General features: G+C 69.5%; 15 protein-coding genes. 10 read left to right on the forward strand and 5 right to left on the reverse strand.

Going from position 1 to position 21,793, the window contains the following annotated elements; all coding sequences use genetic code 11:
* Positions 1 to 69: 69 nt before the first annotated feature.
* On the reverse strand, positions 70 to 2,799 hold the full coding sequence (locus ACFVBH_RS07225; protein WP_379000568.1) for a GNAT family N-acetyltransferase: 2,730 nt from the start codon (positions 2,797 to 2,799) through the stop codon (positions 70 to 72).
* Complete coding sequence (locus ACFVBH_RS07230) at positions 2,792 to 4,030, reverse strand: acetoin utilization protein AcuC (protein ID WP_354987036.1); 1,239 nt, start codon at positions 4,028 to 4,030, stop codon at positions 2,792 to 2,794. Before ACFVBH_RS07230 ends, ACFVBH_RS07225 begins: the two co-directional genes overlap by 8 nt.
* Before the next feature lie 218 nt (positions 4,031 to 4,248).
* Between ACFVBH_RS07230 and ACFVBH_RS07235 the strand changes: the two genes are divergently transcribed.
* Together ACFVBH_RS07235 and galE are read left to right on the forward strand one after the other, a co-directional pair.
* Positions 4,249 to 4,935 (forward strand): iron dependent repressor, metal binding and dimerization domain protein, encoded by a 687-nt coding sequence (locus ACFVBH_RS07235; RefSeq protein WP_379000570.1) that lies wholly within the window; start codon positions 4,249 to 4,251, stop codon positions 4,933 to 4,935.
* A 3-nt stretch (positions 4,936 to 4,938) separates the two neighbouring features.
* Positions 4,939 to 5,919, forward strand: coding sequence for a UDP-glucose 4-epimerase GalE (gene galE, locus ACFVBH_RS07240; protein WP_379000572.1), 981 nt, complete (start codon positions 4,939 to 4,941; stop codon positions 5,917 to 5,919).
* Between the two features lie 20 nt (positions 5,920 to 5,939).
* On the opposite strand, the gene ACFVBH_RS07245 is transcribed toward galE, so the two are convergent.
* Both ACFVBH_RS07245 and ACFVBH_RS07250 read right to left on the reverse strand, forming a co-directional pair.
* Positions 5,940 to 7,148 carry a DUF4192 domain-containing protein gene (locus tag ACFVBH_RS07245; RefSeq protein WP_379000574.1) on the reverse strand — a complete coding sequence of 403 codons (1,209 nt, stop codon included), beginning with the start codon at positions 7,146 to 7,148 and terminating at the stop codon, positions 5,940 to 5,942.
* A gap of 754 nt (positions 7,149 to 7,902) precedes the next feature.
* Positions 7,903 to 8,325, reverse strand: coding sequence for a VOC family protein (locus ACFVBH_RS07250; RefSeq protein ID WP_354987032.1), 423 nt, complete (start codon positions 8,323 to 8,325; stop codon positions 7,903 to 7,905).
* A gap of 95 nt (positions 8,326 to 8,420) precedes the next feature.
* Between ACFVBH_RS07250 and ACFVBH_RS07255 the strand changes: the two genes are divergently transcribed.
* Positions 8,421 to 9,365 (forward strand): helix-turn-helix transcriptional regulator, encoded by a 945-nt coding sequence (locus ACFVBH_RS07255; protein WP_379000576.1) that lies wholly within the window; start codon positions 8,421 to 8,423, stop codon positions 9,363 to 9,365.
* A 165-nt stretch (positions 9,366 to 9,530) separates the two neighbouring features.
* Positions 9,531 to 10,046, forward strand: coding sequence for a hypothetical protein (locus ACFVBH_RS07260; protein WP_354987030.1), 516 nt, complete (start codon positions 9,531 to 9,533; stop codon positions 10,044 to 10,046).
* 69 nt (positions 10,047 to 10,115) lie between these two features.
* On the opposite strand, the gene ACFVBH_RS07265 is transcribed toward ACFVBH_RS07260, so the two are convergent.
* Positions 10,116 to 10,793: a sensor domain-containing protein gene (locus ACFVBH_RS07265; protein ID WP_379000578.1), complete on the reverse strand. Its 678-nt coding sequence runs from the start codon at positions 10,791 to 10,793 to the stop codon at positions 10,116 to 10,118.
* Positions 10,794 to 10,994: 201 nt separating this feature from the next.
* Between ACFVBH_RS07265 and ACFVBH_RS07270 the strand changes: the two genes are divergently transcribed.
* The 6 genes from ACFVBH_RS07270 to ACFVBH_RS07295 all read left to right on the forward strand — a co-directional run bounded on the left by ACFVBH_RS07270 (position 10,995) and on the right by ACFVBH_RS07295 (position 21,764).
* Positions 10,995 to 11,948: a PAC2 family protein gene (locus tag ACFVBH_RS07270; protein ID WP_354987028.1), complete on the forward strand. Its 954-nt coding sequence runs from the start codon at positions 10,995 to 10,997 to the stop codon at positions 11,946 to 11,948.
* A gap of 46 nt (positions 11,949 to 11,994) precedes the next feature.
* On the forward strand, positions 11,995 to 14,505 hold the full coding sequence (locus tag ACFVBH_RS07275; protein WP_379000580.1) for a DEAD/DEAH box helicase: 2,511 nt from the start codon (positions 11,995 to 11,997) through the stop codon (positions 14,503 to 14,505).
* A gap of 178 nt (positions 14,506 to 14,683) precedes the next feature.
* On the forward strand, positions 14,684 to 15,799 hold the full coding sequence (locus tag ACFVBH_RS07280; RefSeq protein ID WP_379001631.1) for a type III PLP-dependent enzyme: 1,116 nt from the start codon (positions 14,684 to 14,686) through the stop codon (positions 15,797 to 15,799).
* 8 nt (positions 15,800 to 15,807) lie between these two features.
* Positions 15,808 to 17,025: an adenosylmethionine decarboxylase gene (speD, locus tag ACFVBH_RS07285; RefSeq protein WP_354987026.1), complete on the forward strand. Its 1,218-nt coding sequence runs from the start codon at positions 15,808 to 15,810 to the stop codon at positions 17,023 to 17,025.
* 209 nt (positions 17,026 to 17,234) lie between these two features.
* Positions 17,235 to 18,218 carry an aldo/keto reductase gene (locus ACFVBH_RS07290; protein WP_379001633.1) on the forward strand — a complete coding sequence of 328 codons (984 nt, stop codon included), beginning with the start codon at positions 17,235 to 17,237 and terminating at the stop codon, positions 18,216 to 18,218.
* A gap of 147 nt (positions 18,219 to 18,365) precedes the next feature.
* The gene (locus ACFVBH_RS07295) at positions 18,366 to 21,764 is read left to right on the forward strand and encodes a DUF4132 domain-containing protein (protein WP_379000582.1); all 3,399 of its coding nucleotides are present in this window, start codon (positions 18,366 to 18,368) and stop codon (positions 21,762 to 21,764) included.
* Positions 21,765 to 21,793 lie beyond the last annotated feature (29 nt).

Genomic DNA, 21,793 nt, shown 5'->3' on the forward strand with positions numbered 1-21,793 from the left:
CTCTCCAAGCCGACGATTGTTCGAATGTGACTGTGCCCCGGCCGCGTTGCCGTCCCGTGTTGCCTTATCTCAGACCATGCGGCGCGGGCCGATGTCGAACCGATTGGGTTCGGGCCCGATCCGGACCCGCGCGTACAGCACGGCCGCACCGTCCGGTGAGGCCATGATGGGCTCGCACTGCAACTCGCGCACCTCGGGCAGATCGTCGCAGAGTGCCGAGATGCGCTGTGCCAGCTCCGCCAGGGCCGCCCGATCCACGGGTTTGCCGATGTCGCGGCCGCGCACCGTGCCCGAGAGCAGCGGCGCGGCACGGGGCGCGTCGATGAGTTCGGCCGATTCGGCCTCGGTCAGCGGCAGCGCCCGGTACACCCGGTCGCCGAGCAGATCGATGATGGTGCCCGAGAGCCCGAAGCTGATGACCGAGCCGAAAGACGGATCGTCCTGCACCCGGAACCCGCAGCCCAGGCCCTTGGTGGCCATCCGCTGGATGTGCACGGGATTGCCGGAGATCTCGGCCAGTTCGGTGTGCGCGCGGCGCACCTCGTCCGGCCGCCACAGATCCAGGCGGACCCCGGTCAGATCGGGCCGGTTGCGCCAGATCTCCCCGGTCGCCTTGGCGGCCACCGGAAAGCCGAGTTCCTCGGCGGCGGCCACGGCGTCGTCGGCGTCGCGCGCCTCCCGGAATTCCACGACCCGAATTCCGTAGCAGCCCAGCAGTTCCGCCGCTTCCAGGTCCGAAAGCCAGTGCGCGGCTTCGGCGTGCCAGCGGGCGACGAGTTCGCGCGCCCGGGCGGTGTCCACGCCGCCGGGGCGGGCGATGGGCGAGGCGGGCCGGGTGCGCCAGTCCGCGTAGCGCCGCACCCGCGCCAGCGCCCGGGCCGCGCGTTCGGGATCACCGTAGGAGGGAATCGATCCGCGTTCGAGCATGCCGCCCTCGCCGCGGGTGGCCAGCAGGTTCGGCATGCCCTGATCGGCGACGAAGGTGGTCAGCACCGGGGTGTCCGGGCCGGTGTGCGCGCCCGCGCGAATGGCCTCGGCGAAGGCCGCCACCGCGGTCGGCACCGGCGGCGAGTAGATGACGATGACCGCGTCCACCGCGGTGTCGGTCACGGCCGCGGCGACGGCGGTCAGGTAGTCCCCAGGCCCGGCCTGCGGGCCCAGGTGCGTGGGATCCCCGGCGACCAGTCCCTCGTTGCGGGCCGCGTCGACCGCCAGCCAGTTCAGCGCGGCGCTGTTGCCGATCACCGCGAGCCGCGGGCCGGCGGGCAGCGGCTGATAGGCCAGCAGCATGGCGCAGTCGAACAATTCGGTGATGGAGTCGACCTGGATGATGCCCGCCTGGGCGAAGAGATTGCGCACCAGCGATCGGTCGAGGTCGTGCTCCCCCTCGATCCGCACCACGTTGCGGCCGCTGCTCACCGCCACAATGGGTTTGGTGCGCGCCACCCGGCGCGCGATCCGGGAGAACTTGCGCGGGTTGCCGAAGGTCTCCAGGTACAGCAGCACCACATCGGTGCCCGGATCGCTGTCCCAGTACTGCAGCAGGTCGTTGCCGGACACGTCGGCGCGATTGCCGGCCGAGACGAAGGTGGACAGACCCAGCTGCCGCGCCGCCGCCTCACCCAGGATGGCCGCGCCCAATGGCCCGGACTGGCAGAAGAATCCGATGCGGCCGCGCCCGGGCAGCACCGGGGCGAGGGTGGCGTTGAGCGCGACCTCGGGATCGGTGTTCGCGATGCCGAGCGCGCTCGGCCCGACCACGCGCATGCCGTGCGCGCGCACGGCCTCCAGCAATTCGCGTTCGGCGGTGTGGCCGGATGGGCCGGTCTCGGAGAATCCGGCCGTCAGCACGACCAGGCCCTTGACGCCCTTGGCCATGCAATCGTCCAGGACGGAACCGATTTCGGCGGCGGGCACCGCGATCACCGCCAGATCCACCTCGTCCGGCACCTCGCGCACGGTCGGATAGGCGCGCACGCCGCGCACCGCCCGCCGGGTGCGGCTCACCGGGAAGACCGGGCCCTGATAGGCCCCCGAGAGGAGATTGGCCAGCACCGCGCCGCCCACCCGCGAGGTCGAGGGCGTCGCGCCGATGACGGCCACCGACTTGGGCGCGAGCAGGTTGCCGACGCTGCGCGCCTCCGAGGCGCGCTCGCGCGAATCTCGCACGGACTGCAGCGCTTCGGAGGGGTCGATGTCGAACTCCAGGTGCAGCACCGAACCGTCGCGGCTGCGCTGCACCTGGTATCCGGCGTCGCGGAACACCTGCACCATGCCGTTGTTCTCGGCCAGCACCTCGGCGACGAAGGACTCGATGTCGTGCTCGGCCGCCGCGCCGGCGAGATGCTCGAGCAGGATGGAGCCCAGGCCGCGGCCCTGATGTTCGTCGGCGACCACGAAGGCCACCTCGGCGGCGCGCGGTCCGGTGCGCTCGGCCAGGTACTCGTAGCGCCCGACCCCGATGATGTCCTCGCCGAGTTCGATGACCAGGCCGACGCGATCGTGATAGTCGACGTGGGTGGTGCGCCACAGGTCCTTGGGCGTCATGCGCGGGTAGGGCCCGAAGTAGCGCAGGTACCGCGTGCGGTCCGAGAGCCGGGAGTGGAAACGCTCGAGCGCCGGGGCATCCTCGGGGGTGATGGGTCCCAGCCGGACAACCCCGCCGTCCGAGGCCAGGACGTCGGCGAACCAGTGCTGCGGGGGCGGCGGCGGATTCACCGGCGTCCCGGGCGAATCCGGCACCGGCGGCGGTGCGGGCGCGGGGCCGCCCGGCAGGGCGGGGTCGGCGGCGTCAGTCACGGGGATCCTCCGGATCCAGGCCGAGTAGCCCGAAAGTCGCTCGGCGGGTGGCCAATACGGATACGTCCAGGGCGCGGCGGGCCCGGTCGGCGCGTTCGTCGCCGGTTTCCCGGCCGCCGCCGGGACCCTCCCAGCGTTCGTAGTCGGTGTCGGCGCCGTCGCCCATGGTTTCGGGCGCGGCGACGGTGGGTGCATAGGCCCCTACCAGTTCCCGCCATTGCCCGGGAATAACGGTGCCGGGGTCGATGGTCCGGTCCAGCGCGGTGGCGAGCAGATGCGTCCAGGCCCGCGGCACGACCCGGATCAGCCCGTAGCCGCCGCCCCCGACCGCGAGCCAGCGGCCCTCGGCGTAGGTGTCGGCCAGCTCGCGCATGGCGATGAACGCCGCGCGCTGCCCGTCCACGCTCAGTTCCAGATCCGCGAGCGGGTCCTCGCGATGGGTGTCGACCCCGCACTGGCTGATCACGATCTGCGGCCGGAACGCGGCCAGGGCGCCGGGGGCGACGGCGTGGAACCCGCGCAGCCACAGCTGGTCCCGGGTGCCGGGCATGATGGGCAGATTGATGGCGGTGCCCTCGGCCTTGCCGATCCCGGTCTCCTCCGGCCAGCCGGTGTTGGGCCACAGCGTGGCCGGATGCTGATGGATGGACAGCGTCAGCACGCGCGGGTCGCCGTAGAACATGCGCTGCACGCCGTCCCCGTGGTGCACGTCGACGTCGAGGTAGGCGATGCGGTCGAAGCCGTTGTCCAGCAGCCACGAAATCGCCACGGCCACATCGTTGTACACGCAGAACCCGGCGGCGGCCGCCGGCATGGCGTGATGCATGCCACCGCCGATGCTCACCGCACGCCTGGTCCGCCCGGCCGCGATCTCCCGCGCCGCGGCCAGGGTGCCGCCGACGATCACCGAGGCCGCCTCGTGCATGCGCGGGAAGACCGGGTTGTCGGCCGAGCCCAGACCGTACGGCGGCGCGGCGGGCGGCGCACCGGGCGGCTGCTGTGCGTGCTTGACCGCTTCCACGTAGTCGTGGGTGTGCACCCGCAGCAGTTCGGCGTCCCCGACGGCCGCGGGGTCGAGCGTCTCCACCCCGTCGAGCAGGCCCAGATTCTCCGCCAGCGCCATGGTGAACTGCAGCCGGACCGGTCGCATCGGATGCTCGGGCGTCCAGGTGTAATCCAGGAACCGATCTGTCCAGACAACGGTTCCGTCTCCACGCGCGGGGCCAGGCATACCTGCCACGCTAGTGCGTCGGGGGGATTCGTAGGCTGTGAGACACCGCTGCTCGGGCAAAGCGTCCCTCATACCGGAGCCGCGCGGCTGTGACGCGGGAAACCCGTAGGGAACACGCAGGCCGTCCTCGATGTTCTCCCGGCATTCGCGAAATAAGCTGGCGCCCGGTTGAGCCGCCGTGCATGGGTAGAATTCGTGCCGACGAAGGGGTTATACAGGTGAAGGATCTGGTCGACACCACGGAGATGTATCTCCGTACCATCTACGACCTCGAGGAGGAGGGCGTCACGCCCTTGCGCGCGCGTATCGCCGAGCGCCTCGAGCAGAGCGGTCCCACGGTGAGCCAGACGGTAGCGCGGATGGAGCGGGACGGGCTGCTGACCGTCGCCGGTGATCGTCATCTCGAGCTGACCGACAAGGGCCGGGCGATGGCCGTTTCGGTCATGCGCAAGCACCGGCTCGCGGAGCGGTTGCTCGTCGACATCATCGGCCTGGACTGGGAGAACGTCCACGCCGAGGCGTGCCGCTGGGAACACGTCATGAGCGATGAAGTCGAGCGCCGCCTGATCGAGGTGCTCAATCACCCCACCACCTCGCCGTACGGCAACCCCATCCCGGGGCTGGACGAGCTGGGTGTGGCGCCGGCCTCGGACGCGCCGGAGAAGCTGGTCCGGCTCTCGGATCTGCCGTCCGGTCAGACCGCCGCGGTCGTGGTTCGCCGTCTGTCCGAGCACATTCAGACCGATCCCGAGATCATCGGCCAGCTGCGTGAGGCCGGCGTGGTGCCGGACGCGCGCGTGACCGTGGAGACCCGTCCGGGTTCGGTGGTCATTCTGGTTCCCGGCCACGACGGCTACGAACTGTCCGAAGAGATGGCGCACGCCGTCCAGGTGAAGTTGGTCTGACCCTTGAAGCTTCTGGTGACCGGAGGCGCGGGCTACGTCGGTGGCGTGTGCGCGCAGGTACTGCTCGAGGACGGCCACGAGGTCGTGGTCGTCGATGATCTGTCCACCGGCAATGCCGATGGCGTCCCGGCCGGGGCCAAGTTCGTCGAGGGCGACATCGCCACCGCCGGCGTGGAACTGATCGGGTCCGAATCCTTCGACGGTGTGCTGCATTTCGCGGCGCAGTCGCTGGTCGGTGAGTCCGTGGTGCAGCCGGAGAAGTACTGGCACGGCAATGTGGTCAAGACCTTCGCCCTGCTCGAGGCCATGCGCGCCGCGGGCACGCCGCGGCTGGTGTTCTCGTCCACGGCGGCGGTGTACGGCGAGCCCGACCAGGTGCCGATCGTCGAGGAGGCGTCCAAGGCGCCGACCAATCCGTATGGGGCCTCGAAGCTTTCGATCGACTACGCCATCACCTCGTACGCTGCCGCGCACGGCCTGGCCGCGACCAGCCTGCGGTACTTCAACGTGGCCGGCGCCTACGCCGGGCTCGGCGAGAACCGCGCGGTGGAAACCCATCTCATCCCCCTGGTGCTGCAAACGGCGCTGGGCCATCGGGCGTCGATCTCGGTTTTCGGCGACGACTACCCGACCGGGGACGGCACCGCGGTGCGCGACTACATCCACATTCGCGATCTGGCGCAGGCGCATCTGCTGGCGCTGGCACAGTCGCAGCCGGGCAAGCACCGCATCTTCAATCTCGGCAGCGGTACCGGTTTCTCGGTGCGCGAGGTGATTTCGGCGTGCGAGCGGGTCACCGGCCTGCCGATCGCGGCGATCGACGCGCCCCGGCGGGCGGGCGATCCGGCGGTGCTCATCGCCTCCAGCGAGAAGGCGATCGCCGAACTCGGCTGGCGACCCGAGCACACCGATCTCGACGGCATCGTGTCCGACGCGTGGGATTTCCTGCGCGCGCTGGGCGACCGCGCGCACAGCGCACGCTGATCGAAGGTCGCCGCGGGTCCTCACGGCTGCTCCGAATCGAGCGCGATGCCGAGATCCGCGGCGGCTTCCCGGCCGGCCGCCGCCAGCTTGTTCAGGCGGTGCGGGTGCATCCCGGTCTGCAGGCCGATGTCCAATAGCGCGGCCAGGCGGTGGCCGGGGTCCGAGGCCAGGGCGGTTTCCAATGCGACACCGGCGAGCGGGCCGTCACCCCGGACGTAGGCCGCGTACCCCAGCAGCATCGCCGCCTCCGCTCGGTCCGGGTCCGGGAGTGCGCGGGTCAGGCGCAGCCACAGCGCTTCGGCGGCGTCGGCGTGCCTGCCGGGCATGAGCCCGAACAGGATGTCGCGCACCGCCGTCGCCCGCAGCGCACCCGCCAGCTCCGCGAGTTCGCCGCCGTCCAAGCACGCGCCGGCCTCGATGTTCACCAGTTGCCGCAGCACTTTCCGGAGTTCCTCGCGCGTATGGGCGTCCGGTTCGCCGCGGCGCACCGCCCGGGCGAGCCGTTGCGAGGCGGCCGCGGTGGCGGCGGGCAGCGCGGCACGCACCCGGTCGCGCAGGACCCGGTCCACCGCGACCGACTCGGCGAGTTCGGCCCGCGACGCGCGCAGTGGCCGGCCCTCCAGCACCTGCCGCAGCGTGACCAGCGAGGCCGCCGGATCGGGTTGCCTGCCCCGCCGCACCGGCTCGCACACACTCCACCAGGGCATATCCACGCCGATGGTGTTGACGGCCCACGCGCCCGCGAGCGGTAGCGCCGCCGCGTCGAGCCGATGTTCGAGCGCTCCCACCAGATCTCGATGCCGCCGTGCCCGAACTCCGCGCTGCCGGTCTCCGGGCGGGGTGGCGCGATCGTCGATGATGAGCGCCAGCACCGCACTCGCGGTGTTGCGCACACAGATTCCGGCCACCCGTTCGACTATCTCTGCGGTGGCCGCCCGCCCCGGATCGTCCAGATCGATGCGCGCCACCACGTCGACCGTGGCGATGCTCGGCTGCTCCGGCGTGGCCCGCAGCACGGTCACCACCAGCGACCGCTCGGGCATGAACCCCAGAATGGCGGGCACCGCCGCGATGAAATCCCCCGGATCCCGCAGGTGCGGCAGCGATCCGAGCGCCACCGCCCCGGCGCTGACCGCGTCGATGACCCGCTCCGCGTTCGCGGCCTCGAACTCCGCCGATCCGATGTCCGAGGGCCCGTATTCGACGACACTGTCGCCGGTGCCCGGCACACCGGACTCCGCGACACCGGCGGCGGCATCACCGGGGCCGGATCCGGGGCCGGCCTCGTCCGCGCGTCCGATGCCGGATCTGTCGGTGCCCCTACCGGATCCGTCCGTGCCACTGCCGGATCTATCCGTACCGTCGGGCAGTTCGCCGAGTACCGGGTCCGAGTGGAGGACAGGCGTTCCCGGGGTAACCGGGGCTCCCCGGGACTGGGCCGCGAGGCCGGGGGCGGCAGGCCCGGGTCCGCCCGGTTGGCGCGGACTCGGCCGGGCGGCGGCGGGACGGGGTGGGGTGGATTCGGCGGGTTGTGTCATGCGATCGAGGATGCGGGGGCGGGCTCTCGAGCCTTCGGCACTCACCTGCGGTTTTCCGGGGCCTGTGGAAATCGTGGCGAGTGTGGGTCACTCGGCGCGGGACAAGATCGGGGACGCGGAAGTTGTCGGTACCCGCTGTTACCGTCCGCGAATCCACGCGGGAACGACCCCGATCGGACGGCCGGATCCCGGCGGACGGATCGTCCGGAGGCGGTCGATCCGGCAGCGCGACGGCCGACTTCGAAGCTCACGATTCGGACCGGCAGGAAGATCATCCCGACCTGCTCCGGAGCGGGCTCATTGATGCATGAACAGCATTACTACGCAACGTTTTTCATGTGCGTCCGAATGGAAGAGGCTCTGACCGGGCAGTTCTCGCCCTTCCCCCCGGGCAATCGCGTAGCGTGCCGATTCCGGTGCGCGGCACCGGAATCGGCGGCATCCCTTACGCGCCGTCCGCCGCCGCGCCCTTGATCCCGGCGAGAATGTCCAGGTAGTGCGGATTGGACATGATGCCGAGCACGTTGCCGAACGGGTCGACCACCGACGCGGTGACGAAGCCGGTGCCCGCCCCGCGCTCGGTGATCGGGTCGTACTCCGTCGCGCCGAGCTCGAGCAGCCGTTCGAAGGCCGCGGCGATGTCGTCGACGTGCCAGTTCAGGATCTGACCGCCCGGCTGATCGGGGCGGGTGGGCGCGTACTTGCGGTTGATGATGCCGAGTTCGGCCTGGTAGTCGCCGATCCGGAACTCGTAGTAACCGCCGGGCACCGTGAAATACGGTGCGACGCCGAGCAGTTCGGCGTACCAGTCCTTGGCGGCCTCGAGGTCGTCGGCGAAGTAGTTCACGGTGGCCATTCCACGCAGCATGTCGGTGCTCCTTCTAGCGGTGTCGATGTCGATGAACCAAGCATCTCCGCCAAAGTGCGCACCGAATGAGCACTTTTACGGGCAGTATGGAATTCATGCGAGCGGATCGTCTGGTGGCCACCCTGTTGTTCATGCAGACCCGCGGCCGGGTGACGGCCGCCGAGGTCGCGACCGAGCTCGAGGTGTCGGTCGCGACGGCGCGCCGCGACCTCGAGGCGCTGTCCACCGCGGGCATCCCGGTGTATCCGCAGCCGGGACGCGGGGGCGGCTGGGCCCTGGTGGGCGGCGCACGCACCGATCTGACGGGCCTGACCGCCGCCGAGGCCCAGTCGCTCTTCCTGCTGCTCGGGCCGATGACCACGGCTACCCCGGCGAGCAGGACCGCCCTGCGCAAGCTGATGCGCGCCCTGCCGCAGTCCTTCCGCTCCGAGGCCGAAGCCGCGGCGGGCGCGATCATCGTTGACGCGGCCGGTTGGGGCGAACTCGACGACCGGACCCCCGAAGAGGTCGAGTTGCTCCAGGCGGCCGTGGTGCGCCGCCGCCGGGTCGCGTTCACCTACGAGCGCACCGGCGTCAGCACCGAGCGGACCGCCGACCCGTGGGGCCTGGTCGACAAGGACGGCATCTGGTACCTGATCGCGGGCACGGAACGCGGACGGCGCACCTTCCGCGTGGACCGCATGACGGGGGTCCGGATCACCGCCGAAAACTCGGACCGCCCCGCCGATTTCGACCTCTCCGCCGCCTGGTCGGAGGTGGTCGAGCAAATGGAAAGCAATCGTTCCACATTGGCCGCGACCGTCCTCGTGCCCGCCCGGCTGCTGCCGGTCCTGCAGGATCGGCAGGGTCGGCACTGCGTCGTCGAGGGCCCGGCTCCGGACGGCCGGATCCGGGTGCGAATCTCCGCCCCGACAGCCCTGATGATCGCCCAGCAACTCGCCGGCTGGGGCACGGCACTGGAGGTGCTCGAACCCGAGTCTGTACGCGCTGAGCTGGGACGATTGGGTGCGGAGCTGGCTGCGGCGTACCCGAACGGCTAGGCGCGGACTAGCCCCGAAACCGCCCCGGCAAAAGCCCCCAAAAGCCGCTGCACAGTCATAGACATACCGAATGATATTGCAGCACTTTTGATTTCACCTAATGACCAGTTGTCCCGCTGTTACAGTCCGCCCGGCACCACCGAAGGTGCCGGAAGGAAGTACGCAATGAGCAGAACACGCTCCAAGGCACTCGGCATGCTCGGTGTCACCGCGGCGGCAACCCTCACCGCACTGGCCGGTCCGGCCGCGGCGGGCATCAACGGCGTCACCGTCGTCGGGCTCACCCCCGGCCAGCAGTGTGGCGTGAGCGCCGGCTGCACCATCCAGGTCGAGACCGACGGCTTCGGCAAGCTTTCGGAGGTGGAGGTGTCGGTCAACGGCGTCTTCGTCGGCAAGGCGCTGCCCAACTGGAACGGCGTCGCCTCCATCGAATGGCATCCGGCCACCACCGGCATGCACACCATCAGCGCGCGCCACAGTGGCTCCCTGTCCAGCATCACCTACTCGGTGGGCAACGGCGGCGCTACGCTGTGCGGCCTGCTGCCCAGCGGTTCGGGCAATTCCGGTTCGGGCGGAACCGGTTCCAACGGCAGTGGTTCGGCCCTGAGCGGTCCCGGCGACACCGGTTCGACCACGGGCTCCGTCGGTTCGGGTTCGGGCGCTTCCGGCTCCGGCTGCTGATTCGCCCACCGGGAGCCGGGTCTGGCAGGGGCCGGCTCTTCCGGGGGATCGACCCGGGTCCGCGACGACTCAGCCCTTGCGGACCTTGCTCACCGCGGCGGTGAACAGCGAATCCAGCGCCTCGGCATCGGGTTCGGCCTCCCCGTAGGACATATGGGTGACGTTGATCCGCACCTGACCCACCTGCCCGAGCAGCGTCTGCATGCTGCGCGTCAGTCCCGAACTCCCGTTCTCGGAGCGCACGGTACGGCGCAGGGCGAGCGTGTCATCCGCGTCCAGGGGCGGCGGTGGGTCCAGTTCGGTGGTGACGGTGGCGGTGGTCCCGGCGTACCCGACCGTCACGGTGCCGCAGCGCTGCAATTGATCTCGCAGTTTCGACAGCGGCTGATCGATGCGGATGAGTTCCACGGTCAGGGTCGCACGGGTGGCGTCGTCGGTGCCGACGGCGACCGCGGGTCCCGCCGCGGGAACGGGCGGCACGCACGCGCCCGGTTCGACGTTCGCTCCCGGCAGAATTCCATCCAGATCATGGGCCGCTTGGTCGGCTGCGCCGGGCGGTAGCTCCACGACCTCGTACCGGCCGGGGAACTTCGAGGCCTCGGGCAGCAACCGAGTGAGGTCGCTATCGGCCCGTACCGCCGTCGCGGGGCCCTTGGCGGCGATAGGCTGGCCGGAGACGGTGGTTCCGCAGGCCACGACGAGCAACCCCAGGACCGCGACTCCCCCGGCGCGTACTGATGCAGTCACGGTCACTCCGTCCACTATGCCGAAATTCGGCTGTTCACACCGATTGCCACGCCGCGTGCACCCCCGCCGGGAATGCGTGTCCCGGTCCGGCGTGTTGCAGCCGAGGTGCGGGCAGTGGACGGCCCGTGGCGCATGTGGGACCGCGTATGAGAGACAATGGGACTTGGTCGCGAAGGTGGGCCACGCAGGAAGGAGTACGCGATGGACTACGAGTCGCGAATGTACGAGCTGGAGTTCCCCGCTCCGCAGCTGTCATCCGCCGACGGCTCCGGCCCCGTGCTGGTGCACGGACTGGAGGGCTTCACCGACGCCGGTCACGCGGTGCGCCTGGCCACCACCCATCTGCGGGAGAGCCTGGAGAGCGAACTCGTCGCCTCGTTCGACATGGACGAATTGCTGGACTATCGCTCGCGCCGGCCCCTGATGATGTTCAAGACCGATCACTTCTCCGATTACACCGAGCCCGAGCTCAATCTCTGGGCGCTCAAGGACACCGCCGGGACCCCGTTCCTGCTGTTGTCCGGGCTGGAACCGGATCTGCGCTGGGAGAAGTTCGTCACCGCCGTGCGCATGCTGTCCGAGCAGCTCGGGGTGCGCCGCACCATCGGCCTGAGCGCGATCCCCATGGCGATTCCGCACACCCGCCCGCTCGGGGTGACCGCGCACGCCAGCAACAGCGACCTCATCGGCGACCATCAGCGCTGGCCGGGTGAGCTGCAGGTGCCCGGCAGCGCGTCCTCGCTGCTCGAGTACCGCATGGCCCAGCACGGTCAGGAGTCGGTGGGCTTCTCGGTGCACGTGCCGCACTACCTGACCCAGACCGCCTACCCCGAGGCCGCGCAGACCCTGCTGGAGAACGTGGCCGAGAACGCCGGGCTCGAACTGCCGCTGGCGGCGCTGAGCGAGTCGGCCGCGCGCGTGCGCGAGCAGGTCAACGAGCACATCGCGGGCAACTCCGAGGTGGAGACCGTGGTGCACGCGCTCGAGCGCCAGTACGACAGTTTCGTCACCGCGCAGGAGCGGCAGTCGAGCCTGCTGGCCCCGGACGCCGAGCTGCCCACCCCCGACGAGCTGGGCGCGGAGTTCGAGCGCTTCCTGGCCGAGCAGGGCGGGTTCGGCGAGAGCGGCGGACCCGAGGGCGGCGAACTGCGGTAGCCGGTCGCTGGACTCGGGGCGGGTGCGCACCCACTAACGTAGGGGCGTGCAGCTATCCGAACTCGTCCCCGATCAAGCCGTCCCCGATGTGGAAGCGGATTGGCTGTACGAGACCTTCTCCGAATGGACCGAGAGCCAGGGCCTGACCCTGTATCCGGCGCAGGAGGAGGCGCTGCTCGAATTGTTCACCGGCGCCAACGTCATCCTGGCGACGCCGACCGGATCGGGTAAGTCCCTCGTGGCGCTGGGCGCGCACTACGCCGCGCTCAATCGCGGGCAGCGCAGCTACTACACCGCACCGATCAAGGCCCTGGTCAGCGAGAAGTTCTTCGCGCTGTGCGAGGTGTTCGGCGCGGATCGCGTCGGGATGGTGACCGGTGACGCCGCGGTGAACCCGGACGCGCCGATCATCTGCGCCACGGCGGAGATCGTGGCCAATCTCGCACTGCGCGAGGGCCCGAGCGCCAACGTGGGCCAGGTCATCATGGACGAGTTCCACTACTACGCCGATCCGGATCGCGGCTGGGCGTGGCAGGTGCCGCTCATCGAGCTGCCCGGCGCCCAATTCCTGCTCATGTCGGCGACTCTCGGCGAGGTCGACTTCTTCGCCGCCGATCTCGAGCGCCGCACCGGACGCGACACCGCCGTCGTCTCGGGCGCCGAACGCCCGGTGCCGCTGAGCTTTTCGTACGTGAAGACCCCGATCACCGAGACCCTCGAGGATCTGGTCACCACCAGCCTCGCGCCGGTGTACGTCGTGCATTTCACCCAGGCCGCGGCCATCGAGCGCGCCCAGGCCCTGATGAGCGTGAACTTCGCCTCCAAGGCCGAGAAGGACGCGATCGCCGACGCGCTGGGCGAGTTCCGGTTCGCCACCGGCTTCGGCAAGACGCTCTCGCGCTTCATCCGGCACGGCATCGGCGTGCATCACGCGGGCATGCTGCCCAAGTACCGGCGACTGGTCGAGAAACTCGCCCAGGACGGACTGCTGAAGGTGGTGTGCGGCACCGACACGCTGGGCGTCGGCATCAACGTGCCGATTCGCACCGTGCTGCTGACCGGGCTCACCAAGTACGACGGGGTGCGCACCCGCCGGCTCAATGCCCGTGAGTTCCATCAGATCTCGGGCCGTGCGGGTCGTGCGGGCTTCGACACGATGGGCAGCGTGTGGGTGCAGGCGCCGGACCACGAGGTGGAGAACGCCCGGCTCATCGCCCGCGCCGGCGACGATCCCAAGAAGCTCAAGAAGGTCCAGAAGCGCAAGCCCCCGGAGGGTTTCGTCTCCTGGTCCGAGGAGACGTTCGACCGCCTGGTCGCGGCCTCCCCCGAGCCCATGGTCTCGCGGTTCAACGTCACCAACGCCATGCTGCTCAATGTGATTGCGCGCAAGGGCAATTGCTTCTACGCCATGCGGCATCTGCTGGAGGACAACCACGAACCGCGCGCGGCCCAGCGCAAACACATCCTCAAGGCCATCAAGCTCTATCGCGCGCTGCGGGACGCGGGTGTGGTGCAGCAGCTCGACGAGCCGGACGAGTTCGGCAGGCACGCGCGGCTCATGGTGGATCTGCAGCGTGATTTCGCGCTCGATCAGCCGCTGTCCCCGTTCGCCTTGGCCGCGTTCGAGTTGCTGGACAAGGAGTCCCCCACCTACACCCTCGATGTCATCACCCTGATCGAGGCGACGCTGGAGAATCCGCGCCAGCTGCTGATGGGCCAGCAGCACAAGGCGCGCGGGATCGCGGTGGCGGAGATGAAGGCCGACGGCATCGAGTACGAGGAGCGTATGGAGCTCCTGGAGGAGGTGACCTGGCCCAAACCGCTCGCGCAGGAGCTCATCTACCCGGCGTACGAGACGTACAAGGCGGGTCATCCCTGGGTGTCGGAGTTCGAGCCGCAGCCCAAATCCGTGGTCCGGGAGATGGTCGAGCGGTCCATGACCTTCGCCGAGCTGGTGTCGCAGTACGAGCTGGCGCGGTCGGAGGGCGTGGTGCTGCGCTATCTGGCCGACGCCTACCGGGCGCTGCGGCGCACGGTGCCCGAGCAGGCCCGCACCGAGGAGCTCGACGACATCACCGAGTGGCTGGGCGAGCTGATCCGCCAGGTCGACTCCAGCCTGCTGGACGAATGGGAGCAGCTGACCAATCCGGGCGCGGAGACCGACACCGAACAGGTCGCCTTCGGCGCGGAGGGCGTGCGGCCCATCTCCGCCAACGAGCGCTCGTTCCGGGTGCTGGTGCGCAACGCGCTGTTCCGCCGGGTGGAACTGCTGGCGCTGCAACGCTGGGCGGCCCTGGAGGACTTCGGCGACGAGGTGGACTGGGAGGGCGAACTCGAGCCGTACTTCGCCGAGTACGACGAAATCCGGACCGGTCCCAACGCGCGCGGGCCGAAACTTTTCCAGGTCGAGCAGCGCGAGGGTTTCTGGCATGTGCGCCAGGTGCTGGACGATCCGGCCGGCGATCATGGTTGGTCCGTGGACGCCATTGTTGACCTGGCCGAATCCGACGCGGCGGGTGAAGTGGTCTTCGACGAGCTGAGCGTCACGGCGGGCTGAGCGCCCGGAGACCGACGATCCAGCCTAGGGGTTCTCGTCGGTTTTGTGGCGGTTTCGTGCGGTGGGGTGACGAAGTCGATGGTTCTTCGGTTCGTTTTCCGGGCCCCGGCGCTGCTATTGTCGCCCACTGTTGCCCGAGGCCGTTTCGGCAGCCCGAACAGTGGGGAGTTCCCTTAGATTGTCCGTTTCAAACCCGCCCGAGTCGCCCTGTCTGGTCATCGACCTGAACCGGGTCCGCGCGAATTACCGCGCGCTGCAAGCCGCACTACCTTCGGCCCGAATCCGATTCGCCGTCAAGGCGAGTCCCGTGCCGGAGATCATCCGGCTACTGAACGACGAGGGCGCGGAGTTCGATGTCGCCAGCGTCGGGGAAATCGAGCTCTGCCTCGCGCAGGGGGTTGATCCGGCCGTCATGTGTTACGGCAACCCGATCAAGAAGGCCGCCCACATCGCCGCCGCGCACGCGGCCGGCGTCCGGCGCTTCGCCTCGGACACCGAGGACGATCTGGTCCGGATCGCCGAGCACGCGCCGGGCGCGGAGATCGAACTCCGCTTCCTGGCCTCGGCCCCGGCCTCGCAGACGCCCTTCGGCGTCAAGTTCGGCTGCGCCCCGGGCGAAGCCGTGCAACTGCTGGTGCGCGCGCACGATCTGGGACTGACGATCGCCGGTCCGTACTTCCATGTGGGTTCGCAGCAACTCGATCCCATCGCCTGGCAGATCGGCATCGAACAGGCGGGTGCCATCGCGGAAGCGCTGGCGGCCAAGGACATTCCCGTGAAGGCGGTGAATATCGGTGGGGGACTGCCGATTTCGTACGCCGACACGGCCCCCGGCGTGGACGAGCTGGGCGCGGTCATCGCCGCTGCCGCCGCCCGCCATCTCCCGGAACACACCGCTCTCATCGTGGAACCCGGTCGCGCCCTTGTGGGTAACACCGGCGTGATCCACGGCGAGGTGGTCAATGTTCGCCAGGCGCCGGACGGGCGGCGCTGGATATACCTCGATATCGGCCGCTACAACGGCATGGCCGAAACCGAGAACGAGTACATCGCCTACCGCTTCCAGACCGATCGCGACGGCGATCCGATGGACGAGGTGGTGGTCGCCGGTCCGACCTGTGACGGCGACGATGTACTGTATCAGCGCACGCGTGTCCTCTTACCGACCACGTTGCGAGCCGGTGATCCCATTCGGATCCTCGAGACCGGCGCATATACGGCGAGCTATTCGTCGGTGTCCTTCAACGGTTTTCCGCCTTTGACTGTTCATGTCATCGGCGCTGAGCGAGAGTGAGTTTAGCCATGACGGCAGAATTCACCGGCTGGCACGTGCTGGCCGAGTTCGGTGGTGTCGACGCGGCCCTCTGCGACGACCTCGAACGACTCGAAGCCGCACTTCGAAAATCGTTGGTCGCCGCGGGGGTGACCATCTGTGATGTCGTGCGCAAGCAGTTCGAGCCGCAGGGTGTCACCATCCTGGCTCTACTGGCCGAGTCCCACGCCTCGATCCACACCTACCCCGAATCCGGAGACATCTTCGTCGACGTGTTCACCTGCGGCAGCATCGGCGCGGGCGCGACCAAGGCCGTGGAGCTGCTGCAGGCCGAGCTTGCCCCGAAGTCGGTCAACATGGAGGTCATCCAGCGCGGGCACGCCGCGCGCCGGATCCATGAGCCGGTCGGCGAGGGTCTGACCCGGGTGTGGAACATGTCCGAGGTCATCGTGGACACCAACACCCCGTTCCAGCACATGGTGATCGCCGAAACCGAGCAGGGCCGGTCCCTGTTCTCCGACGACGATCGCCAGTCCACCGAGTTCTCCCAGCTCACCTACCACGAGGCCATGCTGGTCCCCGGGTACGCGCTGGCCGAGAAGCTGGACAAGGTGCTGATCATCGGTTCCGGTGAGGGTGTCGCCTCGCAGATGTCGGCCGCGGCGGGCGCCACGCTCGTCGATCACGTCGACATCGATCAGCTCGAGGTCGAGCTGTGCGCCGAGCACCTGCCCTACGGCTACTCGCAGGCGGATCTGGCCGAGGCGGTCGCGCAGACCGGCCCGATCAAGATGCACTACGCCGACGGCTGGGACTTCCTGGCCAAGGCCGAGGCCGCGGGCACCCGGTACGACCTCATCTGCATCGACCTGCCGGACGAGCGCGTCGAGGATGCCCAGCACAACCGCCTGTACGAGGACGACTTCCTCAATCGCTGTAAGGCGATCCTGGCCGAGGGCGGCGTGCTCGCGGCCCAGGCCGGCTGTCAGACCATGTGGCGCAACGAAACCCTCAAGCGTTCGTGGACCCGCTTCCACAACCTGTTCGAGACCGTGGTCCCCTACGTCTCGGACGAGCACGAGTGGACCTTCATCTTCGGTACCCCCAAGGCCATCGAGGATCCGGTCGCCAAGATGACCGCCACCCTGCCGACCCTGCCCTACAAGGCGGAGACGATCGACGAGCGGGCACTGGTCCGCGGCGCCATCGAGCCCCACGCCCTGCGCGTGGGCGCCACGGTCGGCTAGTTCGGCAGATCACGAGCAACCAAGGCCCGCACGGATTTTCGATCCGTGCGGGCCTTCTCGTCGTCCGCGAACCGGCGCATGCCCGCCGTCGGTCCGGGCGGCGTACCGACCGGAACCGACGCCGGCGAGCGCTTGACTTGGAGTGCGCTCCAGGTCGTAGCGTCGTCGTGGTGAGCACGACTCACCACGACGCCAAGGAGGACACACGGATGATCGCGACCAGGATGCTCGGCGAACTGCGGGTCGGCGCACAGGGGCTCGGTTGTATGGGGATGAGCCAGGCGTATGGCGTTCGCGACAGTGACGCGGAGTCGATCGCCACCATTCACCGGGCCCTGGATCTGGGCGTCACCATGCTCGATACCGCGAATGTCTACGGGCCCGAGACCAATGAGCGCCTCATCGGGCGGGCCATCGCCGACCGCCGGGATCGGGTGGTGCTGGCGACGAAGTTCGGCATCGTCTGGGGCGAGGGCGGGAGCATGGGGGCGCGCGGTGACGCGGCCTATGTCAAGCAGAGCTGTGACGCGTCGCTGACGCGACTCGGGGTGGATCATATCGACCTCTACTACCAGCATCGGGTGGATCCGGCGGTGCCGGTGGAGGAGACCTGGGGTGCGCTGTCCGAACTCGTGACCGCGGGCAAGGTGCGCCATCTCGGTATCTCCGAGGCGTCGGCGGCGACGATTCGGCGTGCGCACGCGGTGCATCCGGTCACGGCGCTGCAGAGCGAGTGGTCGCTGTGGACCCGCGATATCGAGGCCGAGATCCTGCCCGTCTGCCGGGAATTGGGCATCGGTGTGGTTCCGTTCTCGCCGCTGGGACGCGGCTTCCTGACCGGCTCGATCACCTCGGCCGACGAGTTGCCCGCCGACGATATGCGTCGACGCCTCCCCCGATTCGCCGAGGGCAACCTCGACCGCAATCTCGAGATCGTCGACACGCTGCGCGCGCTCGCGGGCGAAAAAGAAGTCACCGCGGGCCAATTGGCCCTGGCCTGGGTGCAGAGTCGAGGCGCCGACGTGGTGCCGATCCCCGGCACCAAACGCCGCTCCTACCTGGAACAGAATGTCGCAGCACTCGATATCGAACTGAGTGCCGAGGATGTCGCACGAATCGAAGCCGCCGCACCGGCCGACGCCGTCGCCGGGGCCCGCTATCCCGAAGAGCTGGCCCGCGCGGCCGGGAAGTAGCGCCTCCGGGCCCCCGGAACAGATTGGTGGAAGGCCGGTTACAGCGGGCAAGGGGCGGAACATGATTGCCGGGGATCGGGTGATCCGGCGACTGTCGGGGCGACTCGCTACAGTCGCTGCGTCAACGCTCCACTGATTCGGGGGAACATGCTCGACTCCGCCCGCACCGTCGCCGATGGTGCCGATGTCTCCACTCTCGATGCCGCTGCCGGGGAAGACCTCTGGCAGATTCCCGACGACTGGTGGGCGGCGGCCGCACCCGTGCGCGGGCTGGGTCCGGCCCCCACCCTCGAGCCCTATCCGCCGGCGGTGTTCGACTTCGCGAACGCCGTTGCCTCCCAGCGCAAAGAGCTGCTCGCCTGCCTCGATCGTTCGGCTGCGCGTTACGGCGACGAACTGGCCGTGGCCGGTCGCGACGCGCTGCGGGACGCGGCGACCTGCACACCGCTCGGCGCCGCGGTACTCACGCTGCTACTGCATCGGCTGGTCAGCGGCGTGCACTACGCCGCCGACGCCTGGCTGCTCGGGCGCGGGCTCGCCTTCGCGGCCGAGGCCGCGGTGTGCCAGTCGGAACTGGCCCTGGATTGGGATCACGACACCACCACCCGCAGCTGGCACTACCTGGTGCGCCGACTCGATCCGGCCGAACCCGGCCGGAGTTCGGCGCCCGACGAACTGGTGACCGTGCGCCGGTATCTGGCCGCCGCCACCGAACCCGACTACCGCGCGGCCGTCGAACGGCTGGCGGGCCTGCGCGCCGCCGGGTGCGGACTCGCGGCGCGCATCGCCGCCTCGTACCTCGCGCCGACCGAAACCCGTTGGGTAACCGACGATCTCGACGCGCTGGCGCCCGCGCAGGTCTCCTACGACAGCAGGTTCGTACTGCTGACTGCGAGCGTGCACGACGCCGAACAGCTCAACAAGCTGGTCGGGGTGTTCGACGCCGCGCAGTACTCCTACGGCGTCGGCCGCGGCTCGCTCTTCGCCGCGCTCGTACGGCTGGGCCCCGAGGCCGCGCCCGCCGTCGAACGTCTGCTGCGCGCACGGGATCTCGACGGGGAGATGGTGCGCGCGCTGGCCCGGATCCTGGCGGGTTTCCCCACCGACGCGGCTTTCGCGAGTCTGGCCGCGCGGGCCGAACAGCGCTTCGTTCCGCCGGTCCTGGTCGAGGCCGCGCACCGGTATCCGCGCCGGGCCCTGCGCATGCTGGGACCGGCCGCGGCGAGATCCGGTATGGCCCGGCACGTGCTGCGCTCGATCGCTCGTGCGCACCCGGAGTTGGCCGCCGAATTGCCGGAGACCGCAGCCTATCTCGATGACGAACGGCCCCGGGCCACGCCCGGGGAACTGCCCGAGGTGCTGCGGGTGACGCCGTGGACGCAGGCGCTGGCCAAGACCAAACAGGTCACCCTGGCGAACCTCGCCGCGCCGGCGCCCGATGGCCTGGCCTGGCTGCCCGGCGAACGCGCGGAGTGGGAGCAGGCGGAGGTGTGGGTCACCGACGCCGAGCGGATGAACTACGCGGCCGAGATCGCACGCGCGGTCGCGAGCGATTCCGGATCGTTCTGGAGTGTGGTGCGGTTGTTCGCCAGTGCGCCGGACGAGTTGGTGCGCCCGCATCTGGCAACGACCTCGATCGGGCGGATGTGGCACTCCGAGCCCGGCCTGCGCCGCATTCTGGCTCGGTTCGAGGACGACGCGATCTCCTTCGTCACCCGTGCGGTGCAGTCCAATCCGACCAACCTCGCGCATCTGCTCGCCCCGGTGACCGGCGCGCAGGTGACCGCGCTCATGACCCGCTGGCTGGACGGCAAGCGCACCCGGCCGGTCGCGGTCCAGTGGTTCGACCGCAACCGCGCCGCCGCGTTGCCCACCCTCATCGCGGCGAGCCTGGGCAAGGCGGGCAAGGATCGCCGCGCCGCGGAGGCCACGCTGTGCTGGCTGGCCGAACGCGGTCATCGCGCCGAGATCGAGGCCGCGGCGGCGCTGCTCGATCCCCGCGCCGCGGCCGCCACGGCCGTGCTGCTGGACACCGATCCCCTGCACCGGCTGCCCGCCAAGATTCCGGCGATCCCGACGTGGCTCGCGCCCGAGTTGCTGCCCGGGCTGGCGCTGCGGCGCAACGGCGCGGTGCTGTCGCAGGATTCGGCGCGCGACGTGTGCCAGGTGCTGGCGCTGTGCGGCCCGAACGGCGACTACGCCGGTGTCGATCAGATTCGCGAGGCCGCGGATCCGGAGTCGCTAGCCGAATTCGCCTGGAGCGTCTTCGAACTCTGGAAGCTCGCGGACTATCCGTCCAAGGACGGCTGGGTGTTGCACGCGCTCGGTCTGATCGGCGACGACGAGACCGCGCGCAGGCTCGGCGCGTTGATTCGGGTGTGGCCCGGGGAGGCCGCGCATGCCCGTGCCGTCTCGGGGCTCGACGTGCTCACCGCGCTCGGCACCGATGTGGCTCTCATGCAGCTCAACGGCATCGCCGAGAAGGTGAAGTTCAAGGGCCTCAAGACCAAGGCGCAGGAAAAGGTCGCCGAGGTCGCCGAAAGTCTGGGCCTGACAGCGGAACAGCTCGCCGATCGCCTGGTGCCCGAGTTCGGGCTGAACGCCGACGGCACGCTGGTGCTCGATTTCGGCCCGCGCGGTTTCATCGTCGGATTCGACGAGCAGTTGAAGCCGACGGTGTCGGACGCGGTGCGCGGTGACGACGGCGCGTGGCAGGCCACCGGCCTCCGCAAGGCCCTGCCCAAGCCGGGCCCGAAGGACGATCCCGAACTGGCCCCCGCGGCCGCGAAACTCTTCGCCGCTCTCAAGAAGGACGTGCGCACCGCGGCCGCCGATCAGATCCGCCGTTTCGAGCGCGCGATGGTGCTCGGCCGGCGCTGGTCCGCGGCCGACCACCGCCGCCTGTTCGTGGAACACCCGCTGCTGTGGCATCTTTCGCGCCGGCTCGTGTGGGTCACCCTCGACGCCGAGGGCGCGGTCGACGGATCGTTCCGGGTCGCGGAGGATCGCAGCTACGCCGACGCGGCGGACGAGCCCATCGATGTCGCCCCCGACACCGTGGTCGCCCTCGCGCATCCCCTGCACCTGGGCTCGGCCCTGAGTGAATGGGCCGAGGTGTTCGCCGATTACGAGATCCTGCAACCCTTCCCGCAGTTGCAGCGCGAGACCTACGCCTTCGACGAGGCGGAGCTGGGCGCCGACACCCTCGCCCGCTTCACCGGGCTCTCCCTCCCCACCGGCACGCTGCTGGGCCTGGGCCGATTCGGCTGGGAGCGTGGCGAACCCATGGACGGCGGCGTCTCCTGCGAGATGTTCCGCGACCTGGGTGACGGTAATTCCGCGGTCATCGACATGGATCCGGGCATCATCGCCGGGGACGCCCTGGAGTTCGACACCCAGAAGATCACCGTCCACCTGACCCGCACCGGCGACGAGGGCTACTGGAACCGCACCGACAATCCGCCCACCTTCGCCGCGCTGGACGCGGTGACTGGTTCGGAACTGCTGCGCGAGCTGGAGATTCTGTCGCTCCGCGACAACGGCTGACCCGCAACGGATGTGGCACGTGGTGGCTC

The sequence above is a fragment of the Nocardia sp. NPDC057668 genome (genome assembly GCF_042799795.1).
GTDB lineage: Bacteria > Actinomycetota > Actinomycetes > Mycobacteriales > Mycobacteriaceae > Nocardia.

Bases quoted from the DNA above. Each gene is read 5' to 3' on its own strand.
- ACFVBH_RS07255 (WP_379000576.1), top strand. From the start codon at position 8,421: ATGCGAGCGGATCGTCTGGTGGCCACCCTGTTGTTCATGCAGACCCGC.
- ACFVBH_RS07270 (WP_354987028.1), top strand. From the start codon at position 10,995: ATGGACTACGAGTCGCGAATGTACGAGCTGGAGTTCCCCGCTCCGCAG.
- ACFVBH_RS07290 (WP_379001633.1), top strand. From the start codon at position 17,235: ATGATCGCGACCAGGATGCTCGGCGAACTGCGGGTCGGCGCACAGGGG.
- ACFVBH_RS07230 (WP_354987036.1), bottom strand. From the start codon at position 4,030: ATGCCTGGCCCCGCGCGTGGAGACGGAACCGTTGTCTGGACAGATCGG.
- ACFVBH_RS07295 (WP_379000582.1), top strand. From the start codon at position 18,366: ATGCTCGACTCCGCCCGCACCGTCGCCGATGGTGCCGATGTCTCCACT.
- ACFVBH_RS07260 (WP_354987030.1), top strand. From the start codon at position 9,531: ATGAGCAGAACACGCTCCAAGGCACTCGGCATGCTCGGTGTCACCGCG.
- speD (WP_354987026.1), top strand. From the start codon at position 15,808: ATGACGGCAGAATTCACCGGCTGGCACGTGCTGGCCGAGTTCGGTGGT.
- ACFVBH_RS07250 (WP_354987032.1), bottom strand. From the start codon at position 8,325: ATGCTGCGTGGAATGGCCACCGTGAACTACTTCGCCGACGACCTCGAG.